The organism is Pseudomonas sp. NY15181 (assembly GCF_048068055.1).
GTDB lineage: Bacteria > Pseudomonadota > Gammaproteobacteria > Pseudomonadales > Pseudomonadaceae > Pseudomonas.
Genome location: NZ_JBLUPT010000002.1, coordinates 361,677 through 375,950 on the forward strand (window position 1 = coordinate 361,677; position 14,274 = coordinate 375,950).

The 14,274-nt window shown below is 67.0% G+C and carries 11 protein-coding genes; 6 read left to right on the forward strand and 5 right to left on the reverse strand.

Features of this window, described 5'->3' with window-relative positions:
• Nucleotides 1-119: 119 nt before the first annotated feature.
• The 3 genes from ACNFBT_RS07130 to ACNFBT_RS07140 form a co-directional block, all read right to left on the reverse strand.
• Nucleotides 120-1,010 carry a TauD/TfdA dioxygenase family protein gene (locus tag ACNFBT_RS07130; RefSeq protein ID WP_416747800.1) on the reverse strand — a complete coding sequence of 297 codons (891 nt, stop codon included), beginning with the start codon at nt 1,008-1,010 and terminating at the stop codon, nt 120-122.
• Nucleotides 1,011-1,159: 149 nt separating this feature from the next.
• On the reverse strand, nt 1,160-2,065 hold the full coding sequence (locus ACNFBT_RS07135; protein ID WP_416747802.1) for a TauD/TfdA dioxygenase family protein: 906 nt from the start codon (nt 2,063-2,065) through the stop codon (nt 1,160-1,162).
• A gap of 56 nt (nt 2,066-2,121) precedes the next feature.
• Nucleotides 2,122-4,518 carry a TonB-dependent receptor gene (locus ACNFBT_RS07140; RefSeq protein ID WP_416747804.1) on the reverse strand — a complete coding sequence of 799 codons (2,397 nt, stop codon included), beginning with the start codon at nt 4,516-4,518 and terminating at the stop codon, nt 2,122-2,124.
• 333 nt (nt 4,519-4,851) lie between these two features.
• Here ACNFBT_RS07140 and ACNFBT_RS07145 point away from each other — a divergent pair, with 333 nt between their 5' ends.
• Complete coding sequence (locus ACNFBT_RS07145; RefSeq protein ID WP_416747806.1) at nt 4,852-5,760, forward strand: LysR family transcriptional regulator; 909 nt, start codon at nt 4,852-4,854, stop codon at nt 5,758-5,760.
• A gap of 9 nt (nt 5,761-5,769) precedes the next feature.
• Here the strand turns inward: ACNFBT_RS07145 and ACNFBT_RS07150 are convergent, their stop codons facing one another.
• Both ACNFBT_RS07150 and ACNFBT_RS07155 read right to left on the reverse strand, forming a co-directional pair.
• Nucleotides 5,770-6,225 carry a Bro-N domain-containing protein gene (locus tag ACNFBT_RS07150; RefSeq protein ID WP_416747808.1) on the reverse strand — a complete coding sequence of 152 codons (456 nt, stop codon included), beginning with the start codon at nt 6,223-6,225 and terminating at the stop codon, nt 5,770-5,772.
• A 586-nt stretch (nt 6,226-6,811) separates the two neighbouring features.
• A complete protein-coding gene (locus tag ACNFBT_RS07155) occupies nt 6,812-7,870 on the reverse strand; it encodes an ABC transporter substrate-binding protein (RefSeq protein ID WP_416747809.1) in 1,059 nt (352 codons plus the stop codon).
• Between the two features lie 249 nt (nt 7,871-8,119).
• Here ACNFBT_RS07155 and ACNFBT_RS07160 point away from each other — a divergent pair, with 249 nt between their 5' ends.
• The 5 genes from ACNFBT_RS07160 (at nt 8,120) to ACNFBT_RS07180 (ending at nt 14,274) form a co-directional block, all read left to right on the forward strand.
• Nucleotides 8,120-9,727 (forward strand): ABC transporter permease, encoded by a 1,608-nt coding sequence (locus tag ACNFBT_RS07160; protein WP_416747811.1) that lies wholly within the window; start codon nt 8,120-8,122, stop codon nt 9,725-9,727.
• Entirely contained in the window at nt 9,724-10,551 is an 828-nt protein-coding gene (locus ACNFBT_RS07165; protein ID WP_416747813.1) for an ABC transporter ATP-binding protein, read from the forward strand. The genes ACNFBT_RS07160 and ACNFBT_RS07165 overlap by 4 nt, the downstream gene beginning before the upstream one ends.
• Before the next feature lie 111 nt (nt 10,552-10,662).
• On the forward strand, nt 10,663-12,273 hold the full coding sequence (locus tag ACNFBT_RS07170; RefSeq protein ID WP_416747815.1) for an arylsulfatase: 1,611 nt from the start codon (nt 10,663-10,665) through the stop codon (nt 12,271-12,273).
• A 576-nt stretch (nt 12,274-12,849) separates the two neighbouring features.
• A complete protein-coding gene (locus ACNFBT_RS07175; RefSeq protein WP_416748313.1) occupies nt 12,850-13,770 on the forward strand; it encodes a methyl-accepting chemotaxis protein in 921 nt (306 codons plus the stop codon).
• 138 nt (nt 13,771-13,908) lie between these two features.
• Nucleotides 13,909-14,274 carry a response regulator gene (locus tag ACNFBT_RS07180; RefSeq protein ID WP_416747816.1) on the forward strand — a complete coding sequence of 122 codons (366 nt, stop codon included), beginning with the start codon at nt 13,909-13,911 and terminating at the stop codon, nt 14,272-14,274.

The following is a 14,274-nucleotide window of genomic DNA, read 5'->3' on the forward strand; positions in this document are numbered from 1 at the left end:
AAGGGTGAGCGCCAGCGAATCAAACAGTCGAGGACGCGGAGTTTACGAGCTGTAAATGAGCAGTCCTCGCCTGTTTTTAACGCAGTTATGCCGACGCGCAGCAGATCGTAAACAGGCTCTTAGAACGGACGGCTGCCACTCAGGCTGATGCGCTTGAGGCGCCGCCGCTCGCTGGCCGGGAACGCGTTGCGCGCGTGCAGCGTGGCCTGGTTGTCCCACCAGACGATATCGCCCACCTCCCACTTGTGCGTGTAGCTCAGCTCCGGCCGCTGCAGGTGCTCGCGCAGTCGCTCGATCAGTGCTGCGCCCTGCTGCGGATCGAAACCGGGGATTTCCACCTCGGTGTGCACGGAGAGGAACAGCACGCGCTTGCCGCTTTCCGGATGGGCGCGCACCAGCGGGTGCTCGGTGCCCTGGATCGGCTCGATGTCCGGGGTGCGGTAGCGCACGAAGCCGCCGTTGTAGCCGCCACTCTTCAGGCGAATGAACGGGTTGTAGTTGATCAGCCGCAGGCCATCGATCTCAGCGCGGGTCGCCTCGTCCAGCGTCTGGTAGGCGCGGGCCAGGTTGGTGAAATGGGTTTCGCCACCGGTCTTCGGCACCTCCAGCGCGTAGAGGAAGGAGCCGGACGACGGCACCGGCGTCCACTGGTGATCGACGTGGGCCGGCAGGGCGAAGTTGCCCAGCTCGCCGTCGCCTGTGTTGGCCACCTTGACGATGTCCGGCGCCTTGCCGTCGGTGCCGGAGGACAGCACCGGCACGTCCGCCGGCGGCTGGAACACCGCGCCGAACAGGGTGGCGAAGCGCAGGTACTGCTCGTCGTCGAGCTGCTGGTTCTTGAAGATCAGGATGTGGTGCTCGCGGTGGGCCTGCTTGATCGCCAGGATCTGCTCCGGGGTCAGTGGCTCGCGGGCGTCCAGGCCCCGCACCTCGGCGCCCAGCGGGGCGTCGAGGGGGACGATGGCGAAGGGTTCGGGGGTGGATTGTTTGAGGGCATTGGATTGGGTCATGACGAGACTCCTGAGTTGGCGGCTTCCCTCACCCCAACCCTCTCCCGGAGGGAGAGGGGGCCGTTGGGTACCGGCTGAAACCTCAGTGTCAGCCGGCACGGACAGCTCCCTCTCCCTTTGGGAGAGGGCGGGGGGTGAGGGGCTCTTGGTCAAACCTTCCTGATCGTCCGGCTATGCTGCCCGTCGACACCCACCGGGACTTCGCCGGCCAGGGTCACGCGGCGCACGATGCGCGGCTGGGTGCCGTAGTCGTCCACGGCATAGTGCTGGGTCGCGCGGTTGTCCCAGATCGCCACGTCGCCCGGCTGCCAGCGCCAGCGCACGGTGTTCTCCAGGCGGGTGACGTGGCCCTGCAGCACCGCGAAGAGATGCGCCGAGTCGTGCTGCGACAGCCCCTTCAGGCGCTTGACGAAGTGCCCCAGCAACAGGGTTTTCTCGCCGCTGACCGGGTGCACGCGAACCACCGGGTGCTCGGTCTCGTAGAGGGTCGAGGTGAATACCTTGCGGTACTCCTCCAGGCGTGCCGGGTCGGCATTCGGGCGGATGCCGGCGTAGTCGTACTCGTTGCTGTGCACCGCCCAGAGCGAATCGGCCAGGGCCTTGAGCTCCGGCGTCAGGTCGCCGTAGGCGGTGGCCGTATTGGCCCACACGGTGTCGCCGCCGGCCTCGGGCGCCTCCACGTTGCGCAGGATCGAAGCCTTGGGATAGGCCTCGACGAAGGTCACGTCGGTGTGCCAGGAGTTGGCCCGGCGGCCCTGGGCGCCGTCCAGCTCCAGCAGGTAATGGGTGCCCTCCTGCACCGGCACCGTGGGGTGCGCCACCGGCTCGCCGAGCAGTTGGGCGAAGGCTTCGTGGCCGGCGTCGTCGAGCTGGGTCTGGCCACGGAAGAAAATCACCTTGTGCTTCACCAGGGCGGCCTGGATCGCCTCGACGGTGGCGGCGTCGAGATTGCCGGAGAGGGTCACGCCACGGATTTCGGCGCCGATGCGGCCGGCCACCGGATGGATGTCGAGTTCGATGCCCTGTTGCGGAATGACTTGTGCTGCGTTGCTCATGTCGAAGTCCTCTTACTGTGGCAATGAACCGCGCCGCAGGCGGCGCGGGAGTGGGATCAGAAGTCGTAACGGACCGAGGCGCCGAGGGTGCGCGGCTGCCCCACCGAAGCGGTGTAGGAGCCGTTGATGCTGGCGAAAGCGGCCAGGTAGTAGTCCTTGTCGAAGGCGTTCTTCAGCCACACGGAGGCGTCCAGCTGGCCGTCGCCGACGTCCTTGCGCAGGCCGACGGAGAAGTTCGCAAGGCCGTAGCCGTCGATCTTCGAGAGGTCGGAGTTGTCCAGCGTGCCCTCGGCCTCGGAGCGGTAGGCGTAGCTGCCGGTCACGTAGGGGCGGATGCCGTCGTCGAGGTTCCAGGCGTATTCGCCGTTCAAGTTGGCAATCCACTTCGAGGCGCCAACCACGTCCTCGCCGGTGAGGTCGCAGGTGGCCGGCGCGCCGGGTTTGGTGGAGACCTCTGCCGGGCACGGGGCGTCCTTGAACGACAGGTAGGTGACGTCGTTGTAGGAGCCGTTGAAGTTCAGCGTCAGGCCGCGCACGGGCAGCGCCGTGGCTTCGAACTCCAGGCCGCGCGAGCGCACGCTGCCGGCGTTGGAGAGCACCGAGACCAGCTGGGTCGAGCCCGGCGGCTGGTACAGGGTGGTCGCCTGGTAGCCGTGGATGCCAGTCCAGAAGATGTTGGTGTTGAGCTGCAGGCGGTTGTCGAACAGGGTCGACTTGATCCCCAGCTCGGCATCGTTGGCGCGCTCCGGGCCGACCAGCAGGGAGTCCGCTCCGGCGGTCGGCGCACTGGCCACGGCCAGGTTCACCCCGCCGGACTTCTCGCCATGGGACAGCGAGGCGTAGCCCAGCAGGTCATCGCTGAACTGGTAGCTCAGGCTCAGTAGCGCCGAGGGCGCGAAGCTGTACAGGCCGAGGTCGCCCGAGTCGTAGGCGCCCAACTGGTTGCGCCGCACCACGGCGCCAGCGCCCGTCACCGGCGCGCCGCCCACCGGGGCGAAGCGCTCGACCTTGGCGGCCTTTTCCTCATAGGTGCCGCGCAGGCCGGCGGTGAAATCCAGCTTGTCGGTGAGGTGCCAGGTGCCCTGGGAGAACAGCGCGAAGCTGTCGGTCTCGATCTTGCCGTTGGCCTTGGTGTAGGTGTTGTTCAGCGCATTGAGGTTGGTGCCCAGCAGGTAGCGGTCGGCCAGCGGACCGTAGTCGGTGAAGGTCTTGTTGCCCAGGTTCTGGTTGAACGCGTAGGCGCCCAGCACGTAGTCGAAGGCACCGCCGGTGGGCGAAGCCAGGCGGATCTCCTGGGAGAACTGGCGGTCATGCACTTCCACGCCGGTGTTGTTGATCGCCGAGACGTTGAGCTGCTCGTCGTTGGCCGGGGTGAAGTGCCAGTAGCGGTAGGCGCTGATGGAGGTCAGCTTGAAGCCGCCATTGAGGTTCCAGTTGGCCTCCACCGAGCTGCCACCCTGGTGCACGCTGACATTCTGCCGGCTGTTGATGTTGACCTTGTGCCGGTCCGGGTCGCGGATCGGCGAGGCGCCCACCGCGGCGGCGCGCTGCCAGAAGCGGTCGGCGGCGCCGTACACCACCATGCTGCCGTTGCTGGAGTCCTCCTCGTTGTAGTCGTTGATCCAGCGCAGGTCGAAATCGTCGTTGGGCTTGAACAGCAGCTGGCCACGGATGCCCTGGCGCGCGCCGCCGTTGAGATAGTTATCGTCGTGGATGTTCTTGATGTAGCCGTCGTCGCGGGTGCGGTAGGCCGACACGCGCCCGGCCAGGGTCTCGGTCAGCGCGCCGGAGACCGTGCCCTTGCCTTGGAAGTAGCCGTCCTGTCCGCCAGAGACCTCGACGTTGCGCTCGGGGCTGAAGGTCGGCGCGCGGGTGCTGATGTTCAGCACGCCGGCGGTGGTGTTCTTGCCGAACAGCGTGCCCTGCGGACCGCGCAGCAGCTCCAGCTGCTCGATGTCCAGCAGGTCGAACACCGCCATGCCCGGGCGGCCCAGGTAGACGTTGTCCAGGTAGACCCCGGCGCTGCCTTCCAGGCCGTCGCTGGCCGGGTTGTTGCCGATGCCGCGCACCGCGATGCTCGACTGGCGCGCATGGATGAAGGCGACGTTGACGCTCGGCAGCACCTGCTGCAGGTCCTGCACCTTGTAGATGCGCTGGCTTTCCAGGGTCTCGCCGCCGAGCACGGTGATCGGCGTCGGCACCTTCTGCGAGTCCTCCTCGCGGCGGCGGGCGGTGACGGTGACCTTGCCCAGGGTGGCATCGGCCTTGGAGGGCTCGGCCTTGGTGGACTTGGTGGCGGGCGCCACGGCGGTGGTCGCGGTGGTCGTGTCCTCGTCCTGCTCGTCGGCGAGGACCGGCAGCGCGCCACCGAGGGCCAGCAGCAGGATGACGGCGTAGTCCGGCGCACGCAGTCGGCGCGGGGCGATGGAGGGGAAATGCTGTCTCGAACTCATGGGTGATTCCTTGGGCGACCGCGAAATGCGCGGGCAAAAGGGGGCCGCACCGCTCAAGGCGGCGAACGGCAGCTCAGTGATTCGGGATGACGCCGCGTCAGGGCGGCGGGGCGGTCAGCAGCAGCGCGGACGGCCGCAGCAACGGCACATTCGGCAAGGTGGGCGGCTCAAGGCATGCATCGGGCGGCTCCTGGTCTCGTGCATATTCTTATTTCTTAAAAGAATAGATTTAAGTTTTATTCTTCATTGACGGAATAAGAGCTTGCATTTAAAACCAGCGCATCCCCTGCGGCAAATGCCTTTGCCCACTATTTTCAATGCCGGAAATGCATCATGGATCTGCGCCAACTGCGGTACTTCATCGCCCTCAACGAACACCGAAGTTTCGTCCGGGCCGCCGACGCCATGGGCATCACCCAGCCGGCCTTCAGCCGCAGCATCCAGGGCCTGGAACAGGAACTGGGCTGCCGCCTGGTGGACCGCGCCAGCAAGGACCTGCGCCCCACCCCCGAGGGCCAGGTGGTGCTGCAGCACGCCCTGAGCCTGGTACAGGGCGCGAACAACCTGAGCCACGCCATCGCCCAGTTGAACAAGCTGGACTCGGGCGAGCTGCGCTTCGGCTGCGGCCCGGCGCCGGCGCAGAAGCTGGTGTCCGACGCGGTGGCGCAGTTCGTCCGGCGCTACCCGCGCCTGCACATCCAGTTCGGGGTCGACAACTGGGAGCGCCTGGCGCGCAACCTGAGCCGCGAGGAGATCGAATTCTTCGTCGCCGACATCCGCCACTTCGAAGCCGACCCGAACTTCCAGACCCGCCCGCTCAAGCCGCGCAACGGCCTGTTCTTCTGCCGCCAGGGGCACCCGCTGCTGGCCAAGGACAGCCTCTCCACCAACGACATGTTCACCTACCCGCTGGCCGCCACCCTGATCCCCCCCAGCGCACGCAAGATGCTGGCGAATCTCAGCGGCAAGATCGACGTCACCGCCAACATCCAGTGCGAGGACATGGCCTCGCTGGTGCGCATCGTCAGCCAGACCGAGGCCATCGGCATCGCCGTCGAGGAAGCGGTGAGCGAGCCCATGGCCCGTGGCGAACTGGTGCGCCTGTACTTCCGCAACCTGCCGGCCAACGTCGACATCCTCCAGGCCCGCTGCGGCATCGTCACCCGCACCGGCGACCGCCTCTCGGCGGCCGCGCGGGCGATGATCGAGCTGCTGGTAGAGCTGGATGGCGAGGCCGCTTGAGCGACGACGCTAGAGGCCGTCGGTGACCAGCCGGGGCATGTCGTCCCAGCGCAGCCAGAGGTCACCCTGCCACTGCAGCAGCATCAGCCGCCGTGCCTGCCAACTGAGCATCACCCGGCGCGGGTCGTGGGATTCCGGCGCATGGCCGTCGCGCAGGGTGGGGATGACCTCCTGCGCCAGCCAGCGGTCCAGCGCTTCCAGCTCCGGATGGCCGAAGCGGAGCAGCGCCTTGTAGACGGCGGCTTCGCTGAGCATCACGACGTCTTCTTCACTGCCGGTGTCGTAGGTAAGGCGGACGGTCCGGACTTCGTGGGGGTAGAAGCGGTGCTGGATGGCATGGGGGAAGCGGTACGCCAGCAGCCGCGCGATGTCGCGGGCGGCGAACCAGGGTTGGTTGTCGATCATGACGCCGCGTAGCGGGCGGTTGCGGCGGGCGAAGAATATCGGGATGTAAACGTCGTTCATGACTTCAGGCTCCTATTCCATTGAAGAGCCACCACCCGCTGTCATTCGAATGGAGGCGGATCGTGCGAGGTTGACAGACCGGGAATAGGAACCGGCAGACCCGAAGATCTCCCCGCACGATCCGCCATAGAGGATTACAGATAAATCTGTAAGCGTGCGGGGGCCTGCGAAAAACGTGCGCCGTTTTCACATGCACCTCTGGGCGCCATCGCGCCTATTCGACGGGCTGTCAAACCCGGCCACGGGGTTACCGTGGTCGCGGCAGGATAGGAACGCTGGCGAACTGGGAAAAGCCGGCCGATTCCGGGAGACCTGTAGGAGCGAGCTTGCTCGCGAACCAACCCCGCTGCGGGGCTGTTCGCGTGGACTGGGCGTCCCCCTCGGTTCTACAGGTAACGAGGACTTGGGATGTTCGCGGGAGAGCGCCCTCACCCTAGCCCTCTCCCAAAGGGAGAGGGGACCGTTCGGCGCAGGAGGCAACCACGGCATCAGCCGGCACGGACTGCCCCCTCTCCCTCCGGGAGAGGGTTGGGGTGAGGGGATGCCCTTGAGCTTCGCTGCAAGGGCGCCACCGGGGCCTATGCCATTACTGAACCACCGCCACCGGCTGCCCAGCGATCTGCTTGCCCGCCGCCTCCTGCAACTCCGGCTTGGCCCAATCCGCCGCCTTGAACTCCCGCCGGATCAACCCGTAGGTCTTCGCCGCCTGGATCGACGCATCCAGCTTCGCCAGGAAGCCCGCATCCAGCTTCGGCGACAACACCTCCGCCAGACCGCGGTCCTGGTACTCGCTCTTGAAGATCACCGCCGGGTAGCTGGCCTGGTTCGACACCAGCTCGATGTACGCATCGCGGTTGGCCTCGGCGCTGGCCCATTCCACCGCCTGCAACTGCACCTTCAGCAGCCGCTGGGTGAGGTCGGGATGGGCGTCGACGAACGCGCCGTTGCCCACCAGCCCCGCCTGCAGGGTGCCGGCGCCGCCGAGGTCGTGGGTGCTCAGGACGATGTCCGCCAGGCCCTTCTCGCGCAGGGCGAACAGGCCGGCCAGGCCCCAGGTGGCGTCGATCTGCTTCGCCGCCAGGGCCGCCAGCGCGGCGCTGAAGTCGAGGTTGATCACCTTCAGGTCCTTCTCGGAAAGCCCGGCGCTGGCCAGGGCGTTGTCGAACGACAGCTGGCTCGCGGTACCGCGGAATATCCCCACGCGCTTGCCCTTGAGGTCGGCCAGGGTCTTGATGCCCGAGCCCGGCTGCACGCCGAGGTAGTGGTTGACGTCGCGTGCGGTGGCGGCCAGCAGGCGGGTGTCCAGCCCGCTGGACTTGCCGATGATCGCCGCGAGGTCGCCCAGGTAGGCGAAGTCCACCTGGTCGTTGGCCAGGGCTTCGTTGATCACCGGGCCGGCGCCCTTGAAGAAGGTCCACTTGATGGCGATGCCGTCGGCGGCGAATTCCTTTTCCAGCAGCTGGCGAGTGGTGAGCACGTCGACGATGCCGCCACCGGACGGTTTCGGGCCGGCGCTGACGTCAGGCACGGCGATGCGGATTTCCTTCACCGGCGCGGCCTGGGTGAAGGTCGGATAGGCGCCGAGCAGCCCGGCCAGCACCGGCGCGGTGAAAAGGGACAGCAACTGTTGGGTGAGGGCCTTCATGGCGCCTGCCTCCTGCAATGAAATGAATGCGTGGGAGGCACTAAAGGCAGTTCCTGGCCTGCAAATAAAATAATAAAAACTTATTTTTTAGTAACTGAAAAACCTAAATCAGACGCGCTCGGGCTCCGCGCGGGAATGCCCGCAGGGCATAAAAAATATTCCTCGAATGCATTGGCCGAGGCGGAAGGGCTTCCCTTAAATGGGCCTTTCTTAGCTCATAAATGCATTGATTGGTTTTTTCATATTCCAATGAAGAATATTAATAAAGCCTCCGGCCTTGCCCTCCCCGCTCCTCGTCCGGCGCTGGCCACACCGCGCCTGCCGTGGGTTTCGGCCTCCCGCGCGCTGCCCTGGCTGGTGCCGGCCGCGCTGGCGCTGCTGTGGTGGGTCGCCAGCCACCGGCACTGGATGTCGGCGCAGATCCTGCCGGCCCCAGAGCTGGTGTTGCAGGCCGCCCGCGAGCTGCTCGGCGGCGAGCTCTGGCTGCAACTGGGCGTCAGCCTGAAGCGCCTGGCCTGGGGCCTGCTCGCCGGTATCGCCAGCGGACTCGCCCTGGGTGCCTGGCTGGGCTTCAGCCGCCGCGCCGAGCGACTGGTGCTGCCGACCTTCAGCGCGCTGGCGCAGGTCCCGACCCTGGCGTGGATTCCTCTGTTCATGCTGTTCTTCGGCATCGGCGAGCTGCTCAAGCTGGTGGTGCTGATCAAGGCGGTAATCGTCCCGATCACCCTGCACACTCTGGTCGGCGTGCGCGACGCCCAACCGCGCCTGCGCGAGGCCGCCGCCGTGCTGCGCCTGCCGCGTCACCTGCTGGTGTGGCGGCTGATCCTGCCGGCGGCGCTGCCGTCCTTTCTTACCGGCGTACGGCTGGCCCTGGCGCAGGGCTGGACCTCGCTGCTGGCCGTGGAGCTGCTGGCCTCCAGCGAAGGCATCGGTTACCTGATGGTGCAGGCGCGCCAGTTGTTCATGCTCGACACCGTGTTCGTCTGCATCCTGGTCGTCGGCCTGGTCGGCGCGGCGATGGACCGTGGCATCCAGGCCCTGGACAAGCGCCTGCTGCACTGGCCGCAGCAGGCCACCGGGGAGCTGCGTCGCAGTGCGCGCGGGCACGGCTGGCAACGACTGCAACCGTGGCTGCTGCCGCTGGCGCTGCTCGCCCTGTGGCAGGCCGCCAGTGCCTTCACCTGGGTCGATCCGGCCATCCTCGCCAGCCCCGCCTCGGTGGCCATCGCCCTGTGGCAAGGGCTGCTCGACGGCAGCCTTCCCGGTGCGCTGCTGGCCAGCCTGAAGCGCACCCTCGGCGGCCTGCTGCTGGGTGGCGCGCTGGGCTTCGTCCTCGGTCTCGCGCTCGGCCTGCTGCGCCCCGCCGAGCGCCTGCTGGGCCCGAGTTTCGCCGCGCTGCGCCAGGTGGCGATCTTCGCCTGGGTGCCGCTGCTCACCGCCTGGTTCGGCCTGGGCGAAACGGCCAAGGTGGTGTTCGTCGGCCTGGCCGCCTTCTTCCCGCTGCTGCTGGCCACCCAACGCGGTGTCGCCAGCCTGCCGCCGCAACTGAGCGAAGCGGCCCTCGCCCTGCGCCTGTCGCCGTGGCAGCGGCTGCGTCGGCTGGTGCTGCCGGGGGCCGCTCCCTCGGTGTTCGCCGGCATCCGCCTGGCGCTGATCTACGCCTGGCTGGGCACCATCGGCGCCGAGTACTTCATGCCGTCCAACGGCGGCATCGGCAGCCTGATGATCGGTGCCCAGCAGTTGTTCCGCATGGACCTGGTCGGCGCCGGCATGTTGCTGGTCGGCCTCACCGGCGCGCTGCTCGCCGCCCTCGGACACCGCATCGAAGCGCGCGCGACGCGCTGGAGACACGCATGAACGCCTTTACTTCCCCGGCGCTGGTGAGCTTTCGCCAGGTCGCCAAAAGCTTCCCCGTGGACGGCCGCGAGCTGCAGGCCATCGAACGCTTCGACCTGGAGATCGCCGAGGGCGAATTCATCGCCATCGTCGGCGCCAGCGGCTGCGGCAAGTCGACCCTGCTGCGCCTGCTGGTCGGCCTGGACCGCGAGTTCCAGGGCGAGATCAGTATCGACGGCAAGCCCATCGACGGCATCGGTGGCGAGCGCGGCATCGTGTTCCAGGAGCACCGCCTGTTCCCCTGGCTGACGGTGGAGCAGAACGTCGAGCTCGGTCTGGTCAACGAGCCGCTGAGCGCCTTTGGCAAGGCCAGCAAGGTCGCCGACTACCTGCAACTGGTGGGCCTGAAGGGCTTCGAGCGGGCCTACCCGCACCAGCTCTCCGGCGGCATGGCGCAGCGCGTGGCCATCGCCCGTGGGCTGGTGGCCAGCCCGCGCATCCTGCTGCTGGACGAGCCCTTCGGCGCCCTCGACGCCCTCACCCGCCAGCAGTTGCAGGAAGAGTTGCTGCGCATCCGCCAGCGCGAGCGGATCACCACCGTGCTGGTCACCCACGACGTGGAGGAGGCGCTGTTCCTCGCCGACCGCGTGGTGGTGATGGCCCCCAGGCCGGGGCGGATCAAGCGAATTGTAGAGGTGCCGCTGGCGCATCCACGCGAGCGCGGCGGCTTCGACTTCCTGCGCCAGCGCGAGGCGCTGCTGCACGAGCTGACGGGCGATGGCGATTACGTCGCGCCGCAGCTCAAGCGGGTGGAAGACCTGCCGTTTGAGTTCATTGCTTGCTGATCCCAAAAACCGCCCTTGTAGGAGCGAGCTTGCTCGCGAACCGCCCCGCAGCGGGGTTTGTTCGCGAGCAAGCTCGCTCCTACAGGCTCACCCAACCTACCGAGCCCGACCATGAGCAAACGCCCCAACTTCCTCGTCATCGTCGCCGACGATCTCGGCTTCTCCGACCTCGGCGCCTTCGGCGGCGAGATCTCCACCCCGCACCTCGACGCCCTGGCCCTCGACGGCCTGCGCCTGACCGACTTCCACACCGCGCCGACCTGCTCGCCAACCCGCTCGATGCTGCTCACCGGCACCGATCACCACATCGCAGGCATCGGCACCATGGCCGAGGCGCTGACCCCGGAGCTGGAGGGCAAGCCCGGCTACGAGGGCTACCTCAACGACCGCGTGGTGGCCCTGCCCGAACTGCTGCGCGAGGCCGGCTACCAGACGCTGATGGCCGGCAAGTGGCACCTGGGCCTGAAGCTGGAACAGGCGCCCCATGCGCGCGGTTTCGAGCGCTCCTTCTCGCTGCTGCCCGGCGCGGCCAACCACTACGGTTTCGAGCCGCCCTACGACGAGACCACGCCGGGCATCCTCAAGAGCACCCCGGCGCTCTACGTAGAGGACGACCGCTTCATCGAGGAACTGCCGGCGGACTTCTATTCCTCCGATGCCTTCGGCGACAAGCTGATCCAGTACCTCAAGGAACGCGACCAGAGCCGGCCGTTCTTCGCCTACCTGCCCTTCTCCGCGCCGCACTGGCCGCTGCAGGCACCCAAGGACGTGGTCGACAAGTACCGGGGCCGCTACGACGCCGGCCCCGAGGCGCTGCGCCTGGAACGCCTGGAGCGGCTCAAGCAGCTGGGCCTGATCGACGCCGATGTGAAGGCGCATCCGGTGCTGGCGATCAGCAAGGAATGGGCGCAACTCTCCGCCGAGGAGAAGGCGAAATCGGCGCGGGCCATGGAGGTCTACGCGGCGATGGTCGAGCGCCTGGACTGGAACGTCGGCCGCGTCGTCGACTACCTGCGCCAGCAAGGCGAGCTGGACAACACCTTCGTCCTGTTCATGTCCGACAACGGCGCCGAAGGCGCGCTGCTGGAAGCCTTCCCGCGCTTCGGCCCGGACCTCCTGAGCTTCCTCGACCAGCACTACGACAACAGCCTGGAGAACATCGGCCGCGCCAACTCCTACATCTGGTACGGCCCGCGCTGGGCCCAGGCGGCGACTGCGCCGTCGCGGCTGTACAAGGCCTTCACCACCGAAGGCGGCATCCGCGTGCCGGCACTGGTGCGCTACCCGCAGCTCAAGCGCCAGGGCGAGATCAGCCACGGCTTCTCCACGGTAATGGATATCACCCCGACCATTCTCGACCTCGCCGGCGTGCGCCACCCCGGCAAGCGCTGGCGTGGCCGCGAGGTGGCCGAGGTGCGCGGCAAGTCATGGCTGGGCTGGCTGTCCGGTGAGACCGAGCAGGCCCACGACGAGAAGACCGTGACCGGCTGGGAGCTGTTCGGCATGCGCGCCATCCGCCAGGGCGACTGGAAGGCGGTGTACCTGCCGGCGCCAGTCGGCCCGGCCACCTGGCAGCTGTACGACCTGGCCAGCGATCCCGGCGAGACCCTGGACCTGGCCAAGCAGCAACCGGAGAAGCTCCACGCGCTGATCGAACACTACAAGCAGTACGTCAACGAAACCGGGGTGATCGACGCGCCGCCGCCGTTCCTCGCACGCTGAATCATCGCGGGGGAATCGGGCTGGCCCGCAATGCCAGTCCCGACCCGCATTGCCACCCTGAAAACACCTGGAGCCCCCGCAATGCGGGGCTCTCAGACTACCGTCTGTCGCCAGATGCGAAGTGCGACCAACGGGTGCCCAGGCAAAAATCCATCTAAATCAAGGCCCCTCCTCCGACGCCGACAAACTAGCGTCAATTTGACATCATCCAACGGCACTCTAGCTTTAAGAAACCAGGCCGACGCACTGCTCAGGACCTACCTCAGCAGCCGGCGGCCACCTTCTTGGCGCTCGGCAACGGAGTGCACCATGCGCGACACCCAATTCAATTCGCCTGTCGATCAGGCCGACGGCCAACTGTGGCCGAAACGCCTGCTCCTCCAGTCCTTGCCCTGGGCGGTGGTGGCCGGTCTTTACTGGTCAGGCGTGCCGATCTGGTTGCTGTTGCCAGTGGGCTGGCTCTCCAGCCTGGCACTGACCTCGCTGCTGACCGGCCCGGCCCAGGAGCTGGCCACAACAAAACAGGTGAGCCTGGACAGCGAGCAGCTGCCGCAGTGGCGCCCGCTGCAGGGCGCCATGGAAAACCACCTTTCCAGCCTCAACGGCCACACCCACCAGATCGACAGCATCCTGCACCACGCCATCGGCCAGCTGACCGACAGCTTCCACGGCCTAGCCGAGCGCATCGACACCCAGCGCGGCCTCTCCCACTCGCTGATCGAGCGCTACGACGGGCGCGGCCACCTGGACGACGACATCGACTTCCAGCGCTTCATCCACGCCACCCAGGAAACCCTCGGGCTGTTCGTCGAGGCGACCCTGGAAACCAGCCGCACCTCGCAGCAGCTGGTGGAGCGCATGGACCGCGTCACCCACAAGATCGGCGAAATCCTGCAGTCCACCCAGGACATGGACGCCATCGCCAAGCAGACCAACCTGCTGGCCCTGAACGCCGCGATCGAGGCCGCCCGCGCCGGCGAAAGCGGCCGGGGCTTCGCCGTGGTGGCCGATGAGGTGCGCGCGCTGTCCACCCGCTCCACGCACTTCTCCCAGGCCATCCGCGAACACGTCGACGTGGTCTACCACGAGATCAAGGACGCCGAAGGCGCCATCGCCCAGCTGGCCGACAAGGACATGTCCTTCGCCCTCGACTCGCGCAAGAAGATCCAGACCATGCTCGACGACCTCGACGCGATGAACCAGCACACCGTCAAGGTGGTGCAGGAGCTGGACCGGATTTCCCTGGAAGTGGGCGACGGCGTCAACGCGGCAGTCACCGCCCTGCAGTTCCAGGACATGAGCAGCCAGCTGCTGGGGCAGATCGGCAAGCACGGCGCGCAGCTCGGCGCGCTGGCGGTCGGCCTCGGTGCGCTGGATGGCCGCGAGCCCCGCGAATGGGGCGAGCGCCTGCGCGCGGAAGTCGCCGAACTCGGCCGCCCGCTGAGCAACCCGGTGGCGCAGACCAGCCTCAGCGCTGGGGAAGTAGAGCTGTTCTGAGTGCACCCACCCCGGGTGCGAAGGAGGCAGTGAGATGTTGCAGTCGATCATCGAGTACCTGGCGAACATCGCCCTGGTGGGCTGACGCCAGCCCACATCCCGGAATGCCAGACCCTTGGAGCAAGGAGTAGTCACGCAATGGGAAAGCAGATACTGATCGTCGATGACTCGGCCTCGATCCGGCAGATGCTGAGCTTCACGCTCAAGTCCGCCGGTTACGACGTGGACGAGGCCGTGGACGGCAAGGACGGACTGGGCAAGGCCCAGCGCAAGGCCTACAACCTGGTGTTCACCGACCAGAACATGCCCAACATGGACGGCCTGTCGCTGATCCGCAGCCTGCGCGACATGGCCGGCTACCGCAGCACCCCCATCCTCATGCTGACCACCGAGTCCAGCGACGCCATGAAGCAGCAGGGCAAGAGCGCCGGCGCCACCGGCTGGCTGGTCAAGCCGTTCGACCCGCCCAAGCTCCTGGAAGTCACCCGCAAGGTCCTGCCGTAG

What these genes read in the sequence shown, in the direction of transcription:
- ACNFBT_RS07150 (WP_416747808.1), bottom strand. Translation starts at nt 6,225, where the DNA reads ATGAACGACGTTTACATCCCGATATTCTTCGCCCGCCGCAACCGCCCG.
- ACNFBT_RS07155 (WP_416747809.1), bottom strand. Translation starts at nt 7,870, where the DNA reads ATGAAGGCCCTCACCCAACAGTTGCTGTCCCTTTTCACCGCGCCGGTG.
- ACNFBT_RS07135 (WP_416747802.1), bottom strand. Translation starts at nt 2,065, where the DNA reads ATGAGCAACGCAGCACAAGTCATTCCGCAACAGGGCATCGAACTCGAC.
- ACNFBT_RS07180 (WP_416747816.1), top strand. Translation starts at nt 13,909, where the DNA reads ATGGGAAAGCAGATACTGATCGTCGATGACTCGGCCTCGATCCGGCAG.
- ACNFBT_RS07175 (WP_416748313.1), top strand. Translation starts at nt 12,850, where the DNA reads ATGGAAAACCACCTTTCCAGCCTCAACGGCCACACCCACCAGATCGAC.
- ACNFBT_RS07130 (WP_416747800.1), bottom strand. Translation starts at nt 1,010, where the DNA reads ATGACCCAATCCAATGCCCTCAAACAATCCACCCCCGAACCCTTCGCC.
- ACNFBT_RS07160 (WP_416747811.1), top strand. Translation starts at nt 8,120, where the DNA reads ATGAAGAATATTAATAAAGCCTCCGGCCTTGCCCTCCCCGCTCCTCGT.
- ACNFBT_RS07165 (WP_416747813.1), top strand. Translation starts at nt 9,724, where the DNA reads ATGAACGCCTTTACTTCCCCGGCGCTGGTGAGCTTTCGCCAGGTCGCC.
- ACNFBT_RS07170 (WP_416747815.1), top strand. Translation starts at nt 10,663, where the DNA reads ATGAGCAAACGCCCCAACTTCCTCGTCATCGTCGCCGACGATCTCGGC.
- ACNFBT_RS07145 (WP_416747806.1), top strand. Translation starts at nt 4,852, where the DNA reads ATGGATCTGCGCCAACTGCGGTACTTCATCGCCCTCAACGAACACCGA.
- ACNFBT_RS07140 (WP_416747804.1), bottom strand. Translation starts at nt 4,518, where the DNA reads ATGAGTTCGAGACAGCATTTCCCCTCCATCGCCCCGCGCCGACTGCGT.